At 48.1% G+C, this 15968-nt stretch carries 17 protein-coding genes and 1 pseudogene; 8 read left to right on the top strand and 10 right to left on the bottom strand.

Annotation, left to right across the window (positions count from 1 at the left end; all coding sequences use genetic code 11):
• A pseudogene (locus ACR2PX_RS27940) lies at positions 1 to 119 on the top strand (IS701 family transposase); the annotation flags it as partial.
• A gap of 793 nt (positions 120 to 912) precedes the next feature.
• Here ACR2PX_RS27940 and polA read toward each other — a convergent pair.
• Positions 913 to 3651: a DNA polymerase I gene (gene polA / locus ACR2PX_RS27935; RefSeq protein WP_434002630.1), complete on the bottom strand. Its 2739-nt coding sequence runs from the start codon at positions 3649 to 3651 to the stop codon at positions 913 to 915.
• Between the two features lie 157 nt (positions 3652 to 3808).
• Between polA and ACR2PX_RS27930 the strand changes: the two genes are divergently transcribed.
• The 6 genes from ACR2PX_RS27930 to znuB all read left to right on the top strand — a co-directional run bounded on the left by ACR2PX_RS27930 (position 3809) and on the right by znuB (position 7731).
• Complete coding sequence (locus ACR2PX_RS27930) at positions 3809 to 4219, top strand: DUF2782 domain-containing protein (protein WP_434002629.1); 411 nt, start codon at positions 3809 to 3811, stop codon at positions 4217 to 4219.
• A gap of 81 nt (positions 4220 to 4300) precedes the next feature.
• Positions 4301 to 5122 (top strand): hypothetical protein, encoded by an 822-nt coding sequence (locus ACR2PX_RS27925; protein WP_434002628.1) that lies wholly within the window; start codon positions 4301 to 4303, stop codon positions 5120 to 5122.
• Positions 5122 to 5451: a hypothetical protein gene (locus ACR2PX_RS27920; RefSeq protein ID WP_434002627.1), complete on the top strand. Its 330-nt coding sequence runs from the start codon at positions 5122 to 5124 to the stop codon at positions 5449 to 5451. Before ACR2PX_RS27925 ends, ACR2PX_RS27920 begins: the two co-directional genes overlap by 1 nt.
• Before the next feature lie 141 nt (positions 5452 to 5592).
• On the top strand, positions 5593 to 6072 hold the full coding sequence (locus tag ACR2PX_RS27915; RefSeq protein WP_434002626.1) for a Fur family transcriptional regulator: 480 nt from the start codon (positions 5593 to 5595) through the stop codon (positions 6070 to 6072).
• Positions 6073 to 6074: 2 nt separating this feature from the next.
• A complete protein-coding gene (gene znuC / locus ACR2PX_RS27910; RefSeq protein WP_434002625.1) occupies positions 6075 to 6926 on the top strand; it encodes a zinc ABC transporter ATP-binding protein ZnuC in 852 nt (283 codons plus the stop codon).
• Positions 6919 to 7731 carry a zinc ABC transporter permease subunit ZnuB gene (gene znuB / locus ACR2PX_RS27905; protein ID WP_434002624.1) on the top strand — a complete coding sequence of 271 codons (813 nt, stop codon included), beginning with the start codon at positions 6919 to 6921 and terminating at the stop codon, positions 7729 to 7731. Before znuC ends, znuB begins: the two co-directional genes overlap by 8 nt.
• 65 nt (positions 7732 to 7796) lie before the next feature.
• On the opposite strand, the gene ACR2PX_RS27900 is transcribed toward znuB, so the two are convergent.
• From ACR2PX_RS27900 to ACR2PX_RS27875, 6 genes are read right to left on the bottom strand one after another with little or no spacing between them, the layout of a single operon-like run.
• On the bottom strand, positions 7797 to 8306 hold the full coding sequence (locus tag ACR2PX_RS27900; protein ID WP_434002623.1) for a DUF29 domain-containing protein: 510 nt from the start codon (positions 8304 to 8306) through the stop codon (positions 7797 to 7799).
• Positions 8307 to 8329: 23 nt separating this feature from the next.
• Entirely contained in the window at positions 8330 to 8992 is a 663-nt protein-coding gene (locus ACR2PX_RS27895; protein ID WP_434002622.1) for an SCO family protein, read from the bottom strand.
• Between the two features lie 45 nt (positions 8993 to 9037).
• Positions 9038 to 9955, bottom strand: a complete 918-nt coding sequence (gene cyoE / locus ACR2PX_RS27890) for a heme o synthase (protein ID WP_434002621.1) — start codon at positions 9953 to 9955, stop codon at positions 9038 to 9040.
• Positions 9952 to 11055, bottom strand: a complete 1104-nt coding sequence (locus tag ACR2PX_RS27885) for a COX15/CtaA family protein (protein WP_434002620.1) — start codon at positions 11053 to 11055, stop codon at positions 9952 to 9954. The genes cyoE and ACR2PX_RS27885 overlap by 4 nt, the downstream gene beginning before the upstream one ends.
• 16 nt (positions 11056 to 11071) lie before the next feature.
• The gene (locus tag ACR2PX_RS27880; protein ID WP_434002619.1) at positions 11072 to 11707 is read right to left on the bottom strand and encodes a hypothetical protein; all 636 of its coding nucleotides are present in this window, start codon (positions 11705 to 11707) and stop codon (positions 11072 to 11074) included.
• Positions 11708 to 12484, bottom strand: coding sequence for an SURF1 family protein (locus tag ACR2PX_RS27875; RefSeq protein ID WP_434002618.1), 777 nt, complete (start codon positions 12482 to 12484; stop codon positions 11708 to 11710).
• Positions 12485 to 12621: 137 nt separating this feature from the next.
• Here ACR2PX_RS27875 and ACR2PX_RS27870 point away from each other — a divergent pair, with 137 nt between their 5' ends.
• Positions 12622 to 12837 (top strand): twin transmembrane helix small protein, encoded by a 216-nt coding sequence (locus ACR2PX_RS27870; protein ID WP_434002617.1) that lies wholly within the window; start codon positions 12622 to 12624, stop codon positions 12835 to 12837.
• A 51-nt stretch (positions 12838 to 12888) separates the two neighbouring features.
• Here ACR2PX_RS27870 and ACR2PX_RS27865 read toward each other — a convergent pair whose 3' ends face one another.
• Genes ACR2PX_RS27865 through ctaD form a run of 3 tightly spaced genes read right to left on the bottom strand, consistent with a single transcriptional unit; the run spans position 12889 to position 15966 of the window.
• Positions 12889 to 13785, bottom strand: a complete 897-nt coding sequence (locus ACR2PX_RS27865) for a cytochrome c oxidase subunit 3 (protein ID WP_434002616.1) — start codon at positions 13783 to 13785, stop codon at positions 12889 to 12891.
• 10 nt (positions 13786 to 13795) lie between these two features.
• Positions 13796 to 14365, bottom strand: a complete 570-nt coding sequence (locus ACR2PX_RS27860; RefSeq protein ID WP_434002615.1) for a cytochrome c oxidase assembly protein — start codon at positions 14363 to 14365, stop codon at positions 13796 to 13798.
• Positions 14365 to 15966 carry a cytochrome c oxidase subunit I gene (gene ctaD / locus ACR2PX_RS27855; protein ID WP_434002614.1) on the bottom strand — a complete coding sequence of 534 codons (1602 nt, stop codon included), beginning with the start codon at positions 15964 to 15966 and terminating at the stop codon, positions 14365 to 14367. The genes ACR2PX_RS27860 and ctaD overlap by 1 nt, the downstream gene beginning before the upstream one ends.
• Between the last annotated feature and the right edge of the window lie 2 nt (positions 15967 to 15968).

Below are 15968 nucleotides of genomic sequence, written 5' to 3'. Positions count from 1 at the left end.
CGAATATTTATCAGCACCAACGGGGGCTATTTAAAGAGACGGTTGGTAAATTCATTGAGAGTTTTGCAAAGAGTAAAGACCACCTGCTACCAAAATTAGCAGGTGCCATCAATGCGTAAGTCCTAAGCTTTATTGGAGGCAAAAAAAAACCGGCTACCAAAGGGGGGTTACCGGTTCTTTGCAGACTGTGTCGGGGAACACTGCTCTGCCATTTTGCCAACACTAAACACACAAGGAGTCTGTAGAAAGATTTTTGCCTCCCTACATAGATTGAGACAACCGAAATCTGAATAAGTTCCCAGCTGAAGAAATTTTTTCGATTTTTTTCTGGCCGATCTTCAGGCAAAAAAAAACCGGTCACCAAGGGGGGGCGGTCACCGGTTCTTTGCAGACTGTGTCGGGGAACACAGCACTGCAGTTTTACCAACACTAAACACACAAGGAGTCTGTAGAAAGGTTTTTTGCCTCCCTACCTATACTGAGACAATACAATGTGAAGAAAGTTCCCCATGATCAGAAAAAATTAAAAACGCTCTCCTCAAATCAAGTGTTTCATGATGAATCCTACCGTGAAGCAAAGCTGCATCATTTACATAATCAGTAACGCCAAGACTACAAAAGACAACCTTGTAACACCTGGGAAAGGCTAGTCTTACTCAGGCAGGAAGCCAACACTAAACAGCCATAAGCGAAGAAAACAATATCCGTTCTGAAACAGAACGGAAGTAAGAACAAAGCAGTAGCGCTCGAGCCTTCTGAGTAGGTGGTTAAATGCTTCCAGAGTGAAGCAGAGTTCAGGTCGGACGCAGCTTGAGTGTTACCGAAAAAAATAAAGCCAGGGCTTCCCCTGGCTTTTTCTTGTCTCGTACTTTTCAGAAAGTACTTCCGCTATATTTTAGCCTGACACTCCCATCAGTGGGCTTCATCCCAGTTGTATCCGGTGCCAGCTTCTACCAGTAATGGCACCTTCAACTTTGCAGCCTGGGCCATCTTTTCCACAAGGCCTGCTTTGACGGTTTCCAATTGCTCTTCAGAGACTTCCAGAATCAATTCATCGTGAACCTGCATAATCATTCTGGCGTCAAGCTCACTCTCTGAAAGCCACTGATCAACATTGGCCATGGCTTTTTTAATAATATCCGCAGCGGTTCCCTGCATGGGGGCGTTGATAGCAGTCCTCTCAGCAGCCTGTCGACGCATACCATTACGAGCATTAATTTCTGGCAGGTAGAGTCTTCGGCCAAACAGGGTCTCAACGTATCCCTTCTCCTTGGCAGATTCTTTGGTTCGATCCATGTAATGAAGAACGCCAGGATAACGATCAAAATAAAGGTCTATGTACTCTTGTGCTGACTTCCTGGAAATACCCAACTGTTTGGCCAACCCAAAAGAAGACATGCCATAAATCAGACCAAAATTAATAGCCTTGGCACTTCTTCGTTGATCAGAGGTTACCTCTTCCAGAGTCACACCAAAGACTTCTGCCGCTGTCGCTTTGTGGATATCGAGCCCCTGGGCAAAAGCGTCCAGCAAGCCAGCATCATCAGAAAGATGCGCCATGATTCTAAGCTCAATTTGAGAATAGTCTGCAGCAATCAGCTGATAACCTTTAGGAGCAACAAAGGCCTGCCTGACTTTGCGGCCTTCCTCTGTGCGAATAGGAATGTTCTGCAAATTAGGATCGGAAGAGGACAAACGACCTGTTGCCGTCACAGCCTGATGGTAAGAAGTATGAATTCGTCCGGTCGCCGGATTGATCATTTGGGGCAGCTTATCGGTGTATGTTGATTTCAGTTTGCTGAGCCCACGATGTTCAATCAAAAGCTTTGGCAGAGGGTAATCCAAAGCCAGCTCCTGAAGTACTTCTTCAGCGGTAGAAGGCTGCCCTTTAGGAGTTTTTTTGATGATCGGCAGGCCTAGTTTTTCAAACAAAATAGCCTGTAGCTGCTTGGGAGATGCCAGGTTGAAAGGCTCTCCTGCGGCGTCATGTGCCTGCTTTTCCAGCTCATTCAGACGCATGCCAATCTCCATACTCTGCTGGGCCAGCAAATGGCCATCGACCTTGGCCCCCTGCCTTTCCATTCGGGACATAATGCCCACCAGAGGCATTTCAATATCCCTAAAGACCGAGTAGAGAGAAGACTCTTGTTCCAGCTGAGGAGCAAGAGTTTCATGCAGTCTCAAAGTGATATCTGCGTCTTCCGCTGCATAGGGTGCGGCTATTTCAAGATCAATCTGATTGAACGTGAGCTGTTTTTTGCCTTTGCCAGCAATCTCTTCAAAAGAGATGCATTGATGATCGAGGTATTTCTGGGCCAGGCTATCCATATCATGGCGGGTAGCGGTAGAGTTCAAAACATACGACTCAAGCATGGCATCCCAGTAGATACCTTCCAGATTGATGTCATAGTTGGCCAGCACACTCTTATCGTATTTCAGATTCTGACCGACTTTTTTCTTTTCAGGGTTCTCCAGCAGAGGTTTGATCTGCTCAAGCACCCATTTTCGATCCAGCTGGTCAGGTGATCCAACATAATCATGAGCGACTGGAACATAAGCGGCTTTTCCTGCTTCTAACGCAAAAGACAATCCGACCAGCTCCGCTTCCATGTAATCAAGACTGGTTGTTTCTGTGTCAAATGAGAACAGTTCAGCATCATTCAACCGCTTCAGCCAACGGCTAAAAGTATCCTTATCCAGAACCGTTTCATATTCAGCATTGAGGGCAGGTTTCTCAGGTTCAGGTTCTGAGCTGCCTTCCATGCCTTTTTCCAGCTCAGTCACCATGGAACGAAACTCATACTCTTTATACAGCGTCAGCAGACTCTCTTTATCAACCGGTTCTGCTTTCAGGTTTTCAATGGCAACGGGCAGCTCAACATCGGTTTTGATCGTGGCCAGATCCCTGGAAAGCAGAACAATATCTCTATGCTCTTCAAACTTGGGAGCAAAGTTCTTGCTGCCTCTGAATCCCAGAGCTGCCACTTCGTCCAGACGTTTAGCAATCTCATCAATACTGCCTATCCCCTGCAACAGAGCCAATGCTGTTTTCTGACCAACACCGGGCATGCCAGGAATATTGTCACTGGAGTCTCCCATCAGGGCCAGGTAATCAATGATCAGATGAGCAGGAATACCAAACTTGTCCACAACGCCGTCCAGATCCGTTCGGCTGTCATTCATAGTGTCTATCAGGGTGACATGCTCTGATACCAGCTGGGCAATATCCTTGTCACCGGTTGAGATGACGGTATCAATTTTTTTCTCAGTGGCTTCTTTTGCCAGTGTTCCGATGACATCGTCTGCTTCTACACCATCAATCATCAGCAACGGCATCCCAAGAGCACGAACAATTTCATGAATAGGTTGAACCTGTGATCGCAGATCATCCGGCATGGGTTTACGCGTTGCTTTGTACTCTTCGTACATGTCATGCCGAAAGTTTTTACCCTTGGCATCAAAAACAACCGCAACAGAACTGCCCGGGTATTCCTTCAGCAAACTCTTCAGCATGTTAGTCATCACTCGGATCGCGCCTGTTGGACGACCGTCTGATGTTCTCAGGTTCGCTCGTTCTGAAGCATGAAAGGCCCGATAGAGGTAAGAAGATCCATCTACGAGCACAAGGGGCGTACTGGCTTGATCTGACATTGCTGAATCGATCTCTGGTTAATAGGTAGCAGTAGCATTCGGAAGACGATACCGGGAGTCTGACCGAGAATAGACAGCTACAAATTTAATATTGGAGTAGACTGCTATTCTAATCTCTTTTTCTTGCCGGACACATGGTTATTCCTTAAGGCACGCTATGAAATCAATAACAGGCTCACTGACTCTTGCAGCATTCATGTCTTTGTTTCTTGTCGGCTGCACCAGTTCACCACCTTCTTCTAACCCAACAGAAGCCGCTCTCGAAAAACCACCCAAAGTTGGCCAGCCTGAATCGGCTGTTATTAGCAAAGAAGACTTTGAAAAAATCCCCAAAAACCTTCGTCCGGAAGATTTGGAGCAAAGAGATGACACTACGGTGGTCATTCGTCCCGGTAACAATGAAACCATCAGGGAATACCGCATTAATGGTTTTCTCTATGGTATCCAGGTGATCCCTAAAGTGGGCAAACCCTATTACCTGGTTGCCGCTGATCATATGGGCAATTTCACAGACCCCAGCAGACCAGGCATGTTGATTCCATCCTGGACTATTTTTCAGTGGAAGTAGATCGCATCCGATAATAGATTTGGTATAGTGCATTTTGACTGAGACAAGAAGTCTGATTTAAACGTCAAAGGATGTACGAAAATGGAAGCCCTACCCAGTACAATAAAAAACCAGATTCTTCATAAAATTGACAACATAGGTGCCTTGACCGGCATCGGTGTTGTGCTGAATCGGGACGATTACCCTGAAATCCTCCGCAAGCCTGCCTCTCAGATGTGTCAGGCAGCAGGGGATTACCTGGTCATTGACGCCACTACCAAGTCACCCGTTGATATGGCCAAAGTCTCCCGAGAAGCTGGGCTGGCCGCCATCAACTGTTCAGCAGCGGTTATAGCGACACTGGTCACTTTTGGTTCAGCCGCCACTTCCCCTTTTACCGGTGGCAGTAGCCTGGCACTAACTTCGATTGGTTATGCGGCTACTACTGCAACAATTGGAAGTTGTATTGCGTCAGGAGTACGAACATACAATGAGTACACCAATCCGGATTTAAACTCAGTGATGGATAACTCACCCACCTATCAAACAACCATGAAAGTATTAGATGGCGTCTCTTTACTGGGCGTTGGCGCTTCAGCCATTGCGACCGTTCGGGTGATGGGAATTCTGGGCAGGGCAGGCATTAGTCTGAGGTCTGCTCGAAAAAAGGTTTTAAATCGGCAGGAAAGGTTACGGCTGACGCGGGAAATTCATAAAACCAACCGCCCCCACGCTACTCAGGGAGAAATCAAAGCATTACTGCGTTCCCAAACATTACCCAGACGAATGAGACCCCGTGTGTTATCTGAGGGCGCTGTACTGACATTACGTGACTCTATTGCTGCCAGCCTGTCTTTTCTGTCCAGTGCTCTGGATGGTCATGTTAGAAATACAACGATTTATTTGGTCAGAGGGATGGACTGATGCTAGGGAGTTTGGCTTGTGTTTTTCTGGGTTTGGCTCTAGCGTGGAATATATTACCCGCTTTTCGACTATTTGAGTTCAGCCCATTAAAAGATATTTTATTCATATTAAGCATTTCCATACTTACTGTATTTTTGACTGTCAAAGCGGTCTGGGGCAAAAAATGGTCCCTGACCATCATCGCTTTTTCTATGGTTACCGCCACCTCTCATCTTGCTATGGAGTTGCCCGCAGGCATTTACTTTTGGCTAATCGGCCTGACTTTTTGTGGCATCGCCTTTTATTGCCATGTCCGGTTGATAAACCAGGGGCTTAAAAACCAGCAATGAGTTATAACTAAAATTCAGTCACTAACAGACGCTTGCGCCTATTCTAAAACGTGCCCTGCACAGAACCATCAAACTACAGTTTTCTATCCGGGCACGGTTTGGTTATGATATAACATCTTTCACTCGCTAACCCTCTTTGTCATGACCAGTGTCCATAAGCCTCACGACCACCATGTCTGTATTTCAGAAGCCCTGCAGGAAGCACGATCTCTCTGTCAGCAAAGGGGCGCAAGACTGACCCATCTCCGTGAAAAAGTTCTGGAACTCGTCTGGCAAAGTCATCAGCCTGTGGGCGCTTATGACATTCTGGCCGAACTGGCCAAGCAGGAAGAGCGGGTAGCTCAACCACCCACCGTTTATCGCGCTCTTGATTTCTTATTGGAGCAGGGCCTGATTCACCGTCTATCCTCCCTTAATGCTTTTATTGGGTGCCCGCACCCCGGCAAAAAACATAACAGCTGTTTTCTCATCTGCCAAAACTGCCGGGTGACACAGGAAATAGACAATCTGGCCATCAACCAGTCCATTGCTTCCTGTGCCACAGATCAGGGATTCAAGATTACTGATGCCGCTATCGAGCTCACCGGTTTGTGCTCAAACTGCCAGAAAGTGCAGGAGTAAATATGAGCTCAGACAAAGCTACTGGCAGAATCCTCAATAAAATGGGGATCTTCAGCCGTAAAACAGCAACGACAAAGGATCTTAATACAAACATGTCTGAAGAGACGTTAATCAGGCTGAACAATATCCATGTTGCTTTTCGGGAGCGGGAAGTAGTCACCGACATTTCCCTGGACGTAAAACCCGGTGAAATCGTGACGTTAATTGGCCCGAATGGGGCCGGTAAAACGACCCTGGTCAGAGTGGTTTTGGGTCTACAGGCACCTGATTCAGGTAGCCGATCAATGAAAGCCGGATTACGAATTGGCTATATGCCTCAGAAACTGCATGTTGACGAAACCATGCCCCTTAGCGTCAAACGCTTTCTTTCTCTGACCGGCCAACCAGAACAGCAAATTATTTCAGCACTGGAAAGAACCGGTGTGGACCATGTCATCAATTCTCCGGTTCATACTCTTTCAGGCGGAGAACTTCAACGAACACTGCTGGCCAGGGCGTTGCTGCACAGGCCCCATTTGCTGGTGCTTGATGAACCTGTCCAGGGAGTCGACGTTAATGGTCAGAAAGAGCTCTATCACCTGATTACTGAACTCAGAAACGAGCACGGATGTTCTGTTCTGATGGTTTCTCACGATCTTCATCTTGTCATGGCTTCGACAGATCGGGTTGTTTGCCTGAATCAGCATCTCTGTTGTTCAGGTCATCCCCACCAGGTGCGCCAGCATCCGGCTTACCTGAAGCTCTTTGGCGGAGAATCCGAAGAGCTGGCTGTTTACACCCATCATCATGACCATGAACATGCCGTTGATGGTCATATCATCCACAAGAATGACAACGGGAGCAATCATGCCTGAATTGCTCCTCACTGCGCTGCTGGCAGGATCCGGGGTTGCCATAGTGGCAGGTCCCTTAGGATGTTTTGTTGTCTGGAGGAAGATGGCCTATTTTGGCGACACTCTTGCTCATTCAGCACTTCTGGGCGTTGCTCTGGGGCTGCTGCTCGACGTTGATCTTAACCTGGCAATTATTGTTTGCTCCCTGTTTCTTGCTGCTCTGCTGGTCTCTCTTCAGGAGCAACAGAAAATGGCGTCAGACACATTACTGGGGATTCTCGCACACAGCAGTCTCTCCCTGGGTCTTGTTGCTGTCAGCTTTGCCGAGAACGTTCGGATCGACATGATGTCCTATCTGTTCGGCGATATTCTGGCCACGGCACCAGAAGATCTGTTCTGGATATTTGGCGGAGGCGCATTGGTTCTCATTACCCTGGCCTGCCTGTGGCGGCCTCTTCTGGCGATGACCATTCATGCCGAGCTGGCTCAGGTCGAAGGCTTTCCGGTCCGAAGAACCAAGTTTATTCTGACATTGATGATGGCTCTGGTGATTGCCGTAGCCATGAAAATTGTTGGTGTACTGTTGATCACTTCTCTGATGATTATTCCTGCCGCGACTGCTCAGAGGTTTTCGAGAACACCGGAACAAATGGCAGTGACTGCAGGCCTTACTGGTTTATTTAGTGTCGCAGGAGGTTTGGCCGCCTCATGGCAGCTGGATACACCGGCAGGGCCCTCCGTTGTTGTCTTCAGCTTCCTGATTTTTGTTTTAAGCCTGAACTTCAAGCGCAGCTATATACTCATGACCGGTTATAGCCAGTCATGAGTATTTAAAAAAGGCGCAAGCGCGCTGATAGAAAAGCTTTTTTATGGAGAAGTATTGATATAACCTCACTCTTGAGCTTGAACGGGCTGCCCCGGCAACCAATCTTCTTCCATAATTTCATCAAAGGTCCAGGGGCAATCGACAGGAAAGCTTGAGCCTGTCAGTTTTAAATGCTCCTGCTTGATATATCGATTCATCTGCTTTACAGCTTCTGCTTTGGCATCCTGGTACGCGTCAAGCATGATATTGCTAACTTTGGCCTTTAAAGATGGACTGCCACGTAGCAACTTCCTAAGCTCTCGCCTGGCATTATCCATACTTTCATACCAGCTTCTGAACTCTACGGACTCATAAAGATTCGGGTTAATGACATAGGTTTGATACTGATATTTCAGCAAATGTATGAGCAGGATCACCAGATGAGACTCCATAGATCTGGGTTCATGCTTGCCCATATCCTCAACTTCCTCAATAAGGTTTTCCAGATCAAGCCGGTCAAACTGACGATTTTTCAAATATTCTTTTTGCTGCTGAACCCAGAGGCTGTAATCAGTGTTATACAGATTGTCCATCATGATTCCTCCGTTTCCACTTTATTTCAGTCCTGATAGAGTTCATCAACAGCCACCATTACCCGTGCCAGCTTGTCTGAATCCAGAGAAGGGCGAATAAAGCCGTGATAGTCTCCTCTCGGATTGATAATGGCCAGGTTGGCACCATGATCCACAAGATAGTACTCATCTTCTGGATCCGTCACAGGTGTATAAGGAATGTTCAGCTGCACTGTGAGGTTGTGAATGTTTTTCTGATCACCGGTCACACCGACAAAGTCAGGGTTGAAATGGGGAACATAGCCGTTGAGTTTTTCCACCGTATCCCTGCGTGGATCAACCGTTACCATGAAATAGTGCATTTTCTCAGCCATTTCAGGGTTATTTTTCTTCAGCAGCTTGTCCATCTGGTTCAATTGACCCAAAGTTGTCGGGCAAATATCAGGGCAGAAGGTATAGCCGAAATAGACCAGCGACCATTTCCCTTCAAGATTGGCCTTGGTAAAAGGTTGTCCCTTGTTGTCCAGCATTCCCTTCATTTCAAAACTACGCGGCTTGTCGAAGACGACTGTGCCCATCTGCTGTAACTGTTCCAAAGTCAGTGATGGTTTGTTCATGTGTTTGTAGAATGTCAGACCAATAACGACCGCTACAATGGCCACCAGAACCAATACTGTTTTGTTCACGCTGCCTCTCATCCTGGATGCCATGAAAAATCCTCTGGAGCCTTCAGCCCCTTATAAGCCAATAGCCTGTTAAAGCCATAAATAAAACGCGTAATGATCCACCAGCAGTACTACAAAGAGCAACATCAAATAGGTAATTGAATACCTGAACGTCTTGATAGCGGCATGCGGTCTGCTTTCTCGCAGAAGAGCAATGGCCCAGTAGAGAAACCGCCCTCCCAGAATCAGTGCACCGGCCAGATAGAGAATACCACTCATACCGGTCAGGAATGGCAAGACACTGACGACAATCATGATCAATGTGTAAAGCAGGATATGAAGCTTGGTGTAAGCCTCACCATGAGTAACAGGCAACATGGGAATATCAGCTTTGGCGTACTCATCTTTGCGATGGATAGCCAGAGCCCAGAAATGAGGGGGAGTCCATGCAAAAATAATCAGAACCAGAAGCAGGGCATGACCTTCAAAGTGTCCAGTCACTGCCGTCCATCCCAGCAGGGGAGGGGAGGCACCGGCAATCCCGCCAATCACAATATTCTGTGGGGTGGCCCGCTTCAGGATCAGGGTGTAAATCACGGCATACCCAATCAGTGATGCCAGAGTCAGCCAGGCTGTCAAAGGATTCACCAGAAAGACCAGAATCCCCATACCAAGCATGCCCAGAATAAAGGCAAACAATAAGGCTTGCAGAGGCTCAACACGACCTGTGGCTACAGGCCTTTTGTGGGTTCTGGCCATAACCGTGTCAATCTGTCGATCCACAACATGGTTAATAACAGCAGCAGAAGCTGCCGAAAAGGCAATACCCAGATTACCAAAGATCAGAATATCCAGAGGCACCATACCGGGCGTCGAGAGGCACATGCCTATAACAACCGTCAGGATCATCAGGGCGACAACCCTGGGCTTGGTCAGCTCAAGATAGTCCCGCCAGTGAGCTGAGTCCTGAATGGATGCGCTACCGTTCTTTTGAATGACCTTACTCATGATTGAACCTCACTGAATCCTTCAGACATGTTCAGACGGAAGTTGAGAGCGACCAGAGTCAACAGCAAAACAGCACCTCCCAGGTTATGGGCCACTGCCACTGAAAGTGGAAGACTGCCCAGGATGTTACTGATCCCTAAAGTGACCTGCGCCAGAAGAGCCAGTAGCATCAAGGTAGCAAGTATTCTCAGACTGTTTCCGCCATTAGACGACTGAGCATTGCCATATCGAAGCACCTGCATAAACAGAATCAGCAGCAGTACCGTGGTGACCAGTGCCCCCAATCTGTGTAAAAGATGTATAGCAGTCCGGGCTTCAGAGTCCATTTTTCCACCCAGATAATTCGGGCCAATGGACTGACTGATATTCAGGCCGTCAGCAAAATCAGCGGCAGGCAACCACTGTCCCTGACACATAGGAAAGTCGGGACAGGCCAGTGCGGCATAGTTGGAACTGGTCCAACCTCCTAATGTGATTTGTAGAATCACCACCAGAAGCCCGGCAACGGCCAATCCTCGTAATCGATCTTTCTGATCTGAAGCCGGCAGTTTCATCCATTTCAGCCTGGATAAGCGAAGCGTCAGTAAAAATAACAAACTGAAGGTGGCAAAGCCTCCCAGAAGGTGTGCGGTCACAACCTGAGGCCAGAGCTTTAATGTCACCGTCCACATCCCGAATGCAGCCTGCACAATAATGAGCCCCAGAATAAACAAAGGCAGTTTCAGGGGCTGTCCCGGCTCTTTTCTGTTCCGGAAAGCTTGAATGGCGATCACCAGAACCAGCAGCAGTAAGGAGCCCGCCACATAACGATGCACCATTTCCGCCCAGCCTTTATCTACTTCAACCGGCGCATTAGGATAGAGTGTCTCAGCCATGGCAATTTCCTGTGCCGTTTCCGGCACGGTCAAAAGGCCATAACAACCCGGCCAGTCAGGGCAACCCAGTCCAGCGTGCACCAGTCGTGTATACGCCCCCAAACCGACAACGACAGCGGCCAGCAAAGTCGCAAAGAGGGAGAGATAAAATCCCGTTCTTTGTTGCTTTTTATGGCTATAGGCATTTGTTTGGCTTATTGTTTTTGTAATCGATGCTGTTGTCATAGAACACACCTCAATGTCAGCCGATATTTGAAGCCTTTAGCAACTTCCTTAAGTCCTTCAACAAGTCTCCACCATACTGCCCTGGCTGGTACTTCATCATGATATTCCCCAAGGGATCGACGATGTAAAAACCATTGGTTGGCCACTCTTTTTTTCCAAGAGCGTTTAAAACCGATTCTTTTGTACTTCCCAACCAGATCAAGTCAGGGTGCTCACTCAATACACGCTTGTTCAGTTCAGGATTCGGTGTCGGGGCGATAAACAGCCTGATTACCCGTTCACTGTCTCTTCCCAGTGCCAGATGAGCCTGACGTGTTTGATAAAGAGCCGCCTGACAAGCCTGATCGGAGCATGCCTCATCACCAAACACCAGAATCCCCCAGCGTCCCTCCAGTGATTGCAGGCCAAACATTTCCCTGTTCTTCTCAAGTGTCATACTTTCAAAGCTGCTGGGTGGTAATAACAGTTCACCTCTATTAGTGCGTCCATCAGGCACAAACTGAGTACCAAAAAAATAAAAGTACCAGGCCAGTCCCATAGCCAGTGAAGGCATCAGAATCACCAGAGCCAGTTGCCAGCGAGCTTTTACTTTCTTTTCGCTGCCATTACCGGCATTTTTATCCGCCGTTTGTTCAACAACGTCCTGTCCCATTTATTTTTCTCCTCTGCCTGTCGCTGATATCGGTTCCGGTTGCTTCCTTTGGCTCATGGCTGTCGATCTCATCTGCCAGAGATAGAGCCCAAGTAACACCAGCGCCATTAAAAACCATTGAATAGCGTAGCCAAGGTGTTTCTGGGAGGTTGTTTTCATCGCCAAAGGTCGAACCAGATAAGCGCTAGTCTGGTTCTCTCCCAGTTTCAGAATGTAGTAGGGAAGAGTCTGTTCCAACGCGTTACCCATTCGTTCAAAATTGATGGCCTGGATACGCTTTGGCCACCCTTCTTTCCAGGCATCTTCTCCCAGCATGAACGGCGTGCCCAATAACCGATAAAGCTTGCCCGTTAACTCCAGTTCACCCTTTGGCGTATCGATTTCTGGCAATTTTTCTCTGGTTTGGCCTGGCATCCAACCTCTGTTAATCAACAGATACTGACCGTCATTAGAGAGAAATGGCATGATCAGATCATAGCCGGCGCGGCCTTCATGGATCTGGTTATCAAGAAGAAAAGCTCGATCGAAAAGAAAACGACCACGGACACTTACTGGAAGATACATGGAATCAGCAAAACGACTGACATCAGACAGGCTGAGTGCAGGCATGGTTTGTCGCTCTGCCAGGGTCTGCTCAAGCTCGAGCTTCTCCTGATATCGGGACAACTGCCAAAACCCCAGCTTGATCAGAAGGGGCAAAAGCAGCACCACCAACAGCGACAACTTAACGCGATAGCTCATCAAGGGTCGATAACTAAACTGGCTATACTTCAACATCTGGTGCTCTACCAAACTCCACTGTTATTCTGATCTGAATGCCTATAGCGTATGAAAAATAGTTGCGCCATACATAGATGTAAAAAACAACCAAGCAACCTATTTTTCATAACCTAAGCATCAGCAGGGAGCTTTTTATGTGGTTAAAAATTATTATTGTTCTTCTATTTCTTGCAGTGCTTTTCTGCCTGGGCAGAGGTCTGTTCTTTTTACTTAAGGGTGAAGGCAGTTCTGCCAAACTGGTGAACTCTCTCACCGCCCGGGTTGGCCTGACCGCCCTGATCATGTTGATCATCGTGGTGGCCTGGCTGTTTGGAGACATTCACAGTAATGCTCCCTGGTTGTATCGCTGAGTCTTGGGAATCGGTAACCGCCACTTCCAGCAGGAAGTAGCGGTACTCTCCTCATATCAAATAGACAAAAATAAACAGGCCGATCCAGACCACATCCACAAAATGCCAGTACCAACTGGATGCCTCAAAAGCAAAATGGTTGTCCGGTTCGAAATGACCTTTATAAATTCGCACCAGCATGATCAACAGCATCATGGCACCCAGAGTTACATGAACGCCATGAAACCCGGTCAGAATAAAGAAGGTTGAACCATAGATCCCCGCACTCAGTGTCAGACCCAGATCATTGTAGGCTTCGGCATACTCTTCAAATTGAAAATAGAGAAACGCGAAACCCAGGATCAGAGTTAGGATCATCCAGACTTTGACTTTGGTTCTTTCTGCCTTTCTGAGGGCATGATGAGCAATCGTCAAAGTAATACTGGAAGCCACAAGCAACAGAGTATTCAGTAAGGGTAAATGGAACGGATCAATCAACCCCTTGGCACCCGGAAAGGTTTCATTATCCGGGTTAGTCATCAGCGGCCAGGCAGCCTCAAACTCAGGCCAGAGGTGTTCATGGGTGGAAACACCGTCACCCTCACCGGCGAGCCAGGGCACAGCAAAATAACGGATATAAAAGAGCGTTCCGAAGAATGCCGCAAAAAACATCACTTCCGAAAAGATAAACCAGCCCATACCCCAGCGGAAGCTGCGGTCCATCTGTGCACTGTAGAGCCCCTTTTGAGACTCCTCGATGACATTACTGAACCAGCCAAACAGCATGTAGGCCATGATCAGCGAGCCACCTAAAAACACATAATGTGCAAACGAATCTTTTACCCCGGCAGACATGTCATTCATCATCATGCCTGCACCTAACAGCATGGTAAAAAGACCTATCGAGGCTATGATCGGCCATTTGCTCTGGGCCGGAACATAGTAGGTACCTTCACCTTCTTGAGCCATCAGAATCTCCTCAGGACGGCAGTGTCCTCTCTCCCATTGTCGTCACGTCAAACAGCGTGTACGACAGTGTTAGTTTGGTGATATGCCGGGGTAATGCCTGATCCACAATAATTCTCAGCGGCATGACTTTTTCTTCGCCTGCTTCCAAAGTCTGGGTGGTGAAGCAGAAACATTCTACTTTGTGCAAATAGTTAGTGGCCTGAAAAGGTGAAACGCTGGGAATGGCCTGGCCAATCATGCGTTCACCGGTGGGGTTGCGGGCAAAAAACTCCAGCTCTCCAACCTGGCCAGGATGAACCACAACCTCAGTGGCACTTGGCTTGAAATCCCAACTCATCCCAGCATTTTTTGTTGCCACAAACTGCACTTTAATCTTTCGGCTGGTATCCACCTCAGCCGTTTCAGCGTTGTACTGGTAAGGATTTGGGTCGGTTTTGCCGTTGAGTCCTGTCACCTTACAAAACACGTTGTAAATCGGGACCATGGCAAAGCCAAAACCAAACATACCGCCGGCCACCAGACCTGTTTTGATAACAGTTCTTCGCGACAGGTCGACCGGGGCGTCATCCTTCTCACTCATTACTTCACATCCGGTGGCGTGGTGAACGTGTGATAAGGGGTTGGCGAAGGCAAACTCCACTCCAGCCCCTCTGCACCTTCCCAGCTTTCATCTTTGGCTTTCTCGCCACCCCTGATGCACTTGATCACAATGAACAGGAAGAACAGCTGTGTGGTCCCGAACATGAAACCACCAATACTGGCAATCATGTTGAAGTCCGCAAACTGCAGGGCGTAATCGGGAATACGCCTGGGCATTCCTGCCAGTCCTATGAAATGCATAGGGAAGAAAGTCAGGTTCATACCGATGAAGGATAACCAGAAGTGCGCCTTACCCAAGGTCTCGTCATACATATGACCCGTCCACTTGGGCAACCAATAGTAGACCGCTGCAAAGATGGCAAAAATTGCTCCAGGCACCAGTACATAGTGGAAATGAGCCACTACAAAATAGGTGTCGTGGTACTGGAAATCCGCTGGCGCGATAGCCAGCATCAGTCCTGAGAAACCACCTATTGTGAACAGCACCACGAAGGCAATACTGAACAGCATGGGAGTTTCAAAAGTCATAGCCCCCCTGAACATAGTGGTTACCCAGTTGAATACCTTCACTCCTGTAGGAACAGCAATCAGCAGGGTGGCGTACATAAAGAACAGTTCGCCTACCAGTGGAATGCCTACGGTAAACATGTGGTGTGCCCAGACAATAAACGACAGAAAAGCAATACTCGCGGTGGCATACACCATTGAGGTGTAGCCAAACAGTGGCTTTCTGGCAAAGGTGGGCAAAATAGCTGACACGATTCCGAATGAGGGCAGGATCATGATGTACACTTCCGGATGACCAAAGAACCAGAAGATATGCTGGAACAAAACAGGGTCACCACCACCACCTGCATTAAAGAAGCTGGTACCGAAGTGAATGTCCATCAGCATCATGGTCACAGCGCCGGCCAAAACAGGCATAACAGCAATCAACAGATACGCCGTAATCAGCCAGGTCCAAACGAACAGCGGCATCTTCATCATGGTCATGCCCGGTGCCCGCAGATTCAGAATGGTGGCGATAATATTGATCGCCCCCATGATCGACGAGATCCCCAGCATGTGAATAGCAAAGATAAAGAAAGTAGTAGAAGGCGGTGCATAGGTGGTTGATAGCGGCGCGTAGAATGTCCAGCCAAAGTTAGGTCCCCCCCCTTCCATAAACAGAGTGCTAACCAGCATCACTGCAGCGAAAGGCAGAATCCAGAAACTCCAGTTATTCATTCTTGGCAGAGCCATGTCTGGCGCACCAATCATTAACGGGATCATCCAGTTGGCCAGCCCGACAAAGGCAGGCATGACCGCACCAAATACCATAATAAGACCGTGCATGGTCGTCATCTGGTTGAAAAAGCCGGGGTCGACAATCTGCATACCCGGCTGGAACAGTTCCGCCCGGATAACCATCGCCATCGCACCACCGGTCAGGAACATGATAAAGCTGAACCACAAATACATAGAGCCTATGTCTTTATGGTTCGTAGTCAGCACCCAGCGCATCCAGCCCTTGGCAGGGCCGTGATGGTCATGATGTTCATTCGGCTCTTTATTAGAGCATGTGTCTGTCACAGCAGTCATGG

Origin of the sequence: Endozoicomonas sp., from assembly GCF_051008435.1 — a bacterium.
In the GTDB taxonomy this organism is placed as follows: Bacteria; Pseudomonadota; Gammaproteobacteria; order Pseudomonadales; family Endozoicomonadaceae; genus Endozoicomonas_A.
The sequence above is the reverse complement of the archived record's forward strand: the minus strand, read 5'-3'. Positions and strand labels throughout refer to the sequence as shown.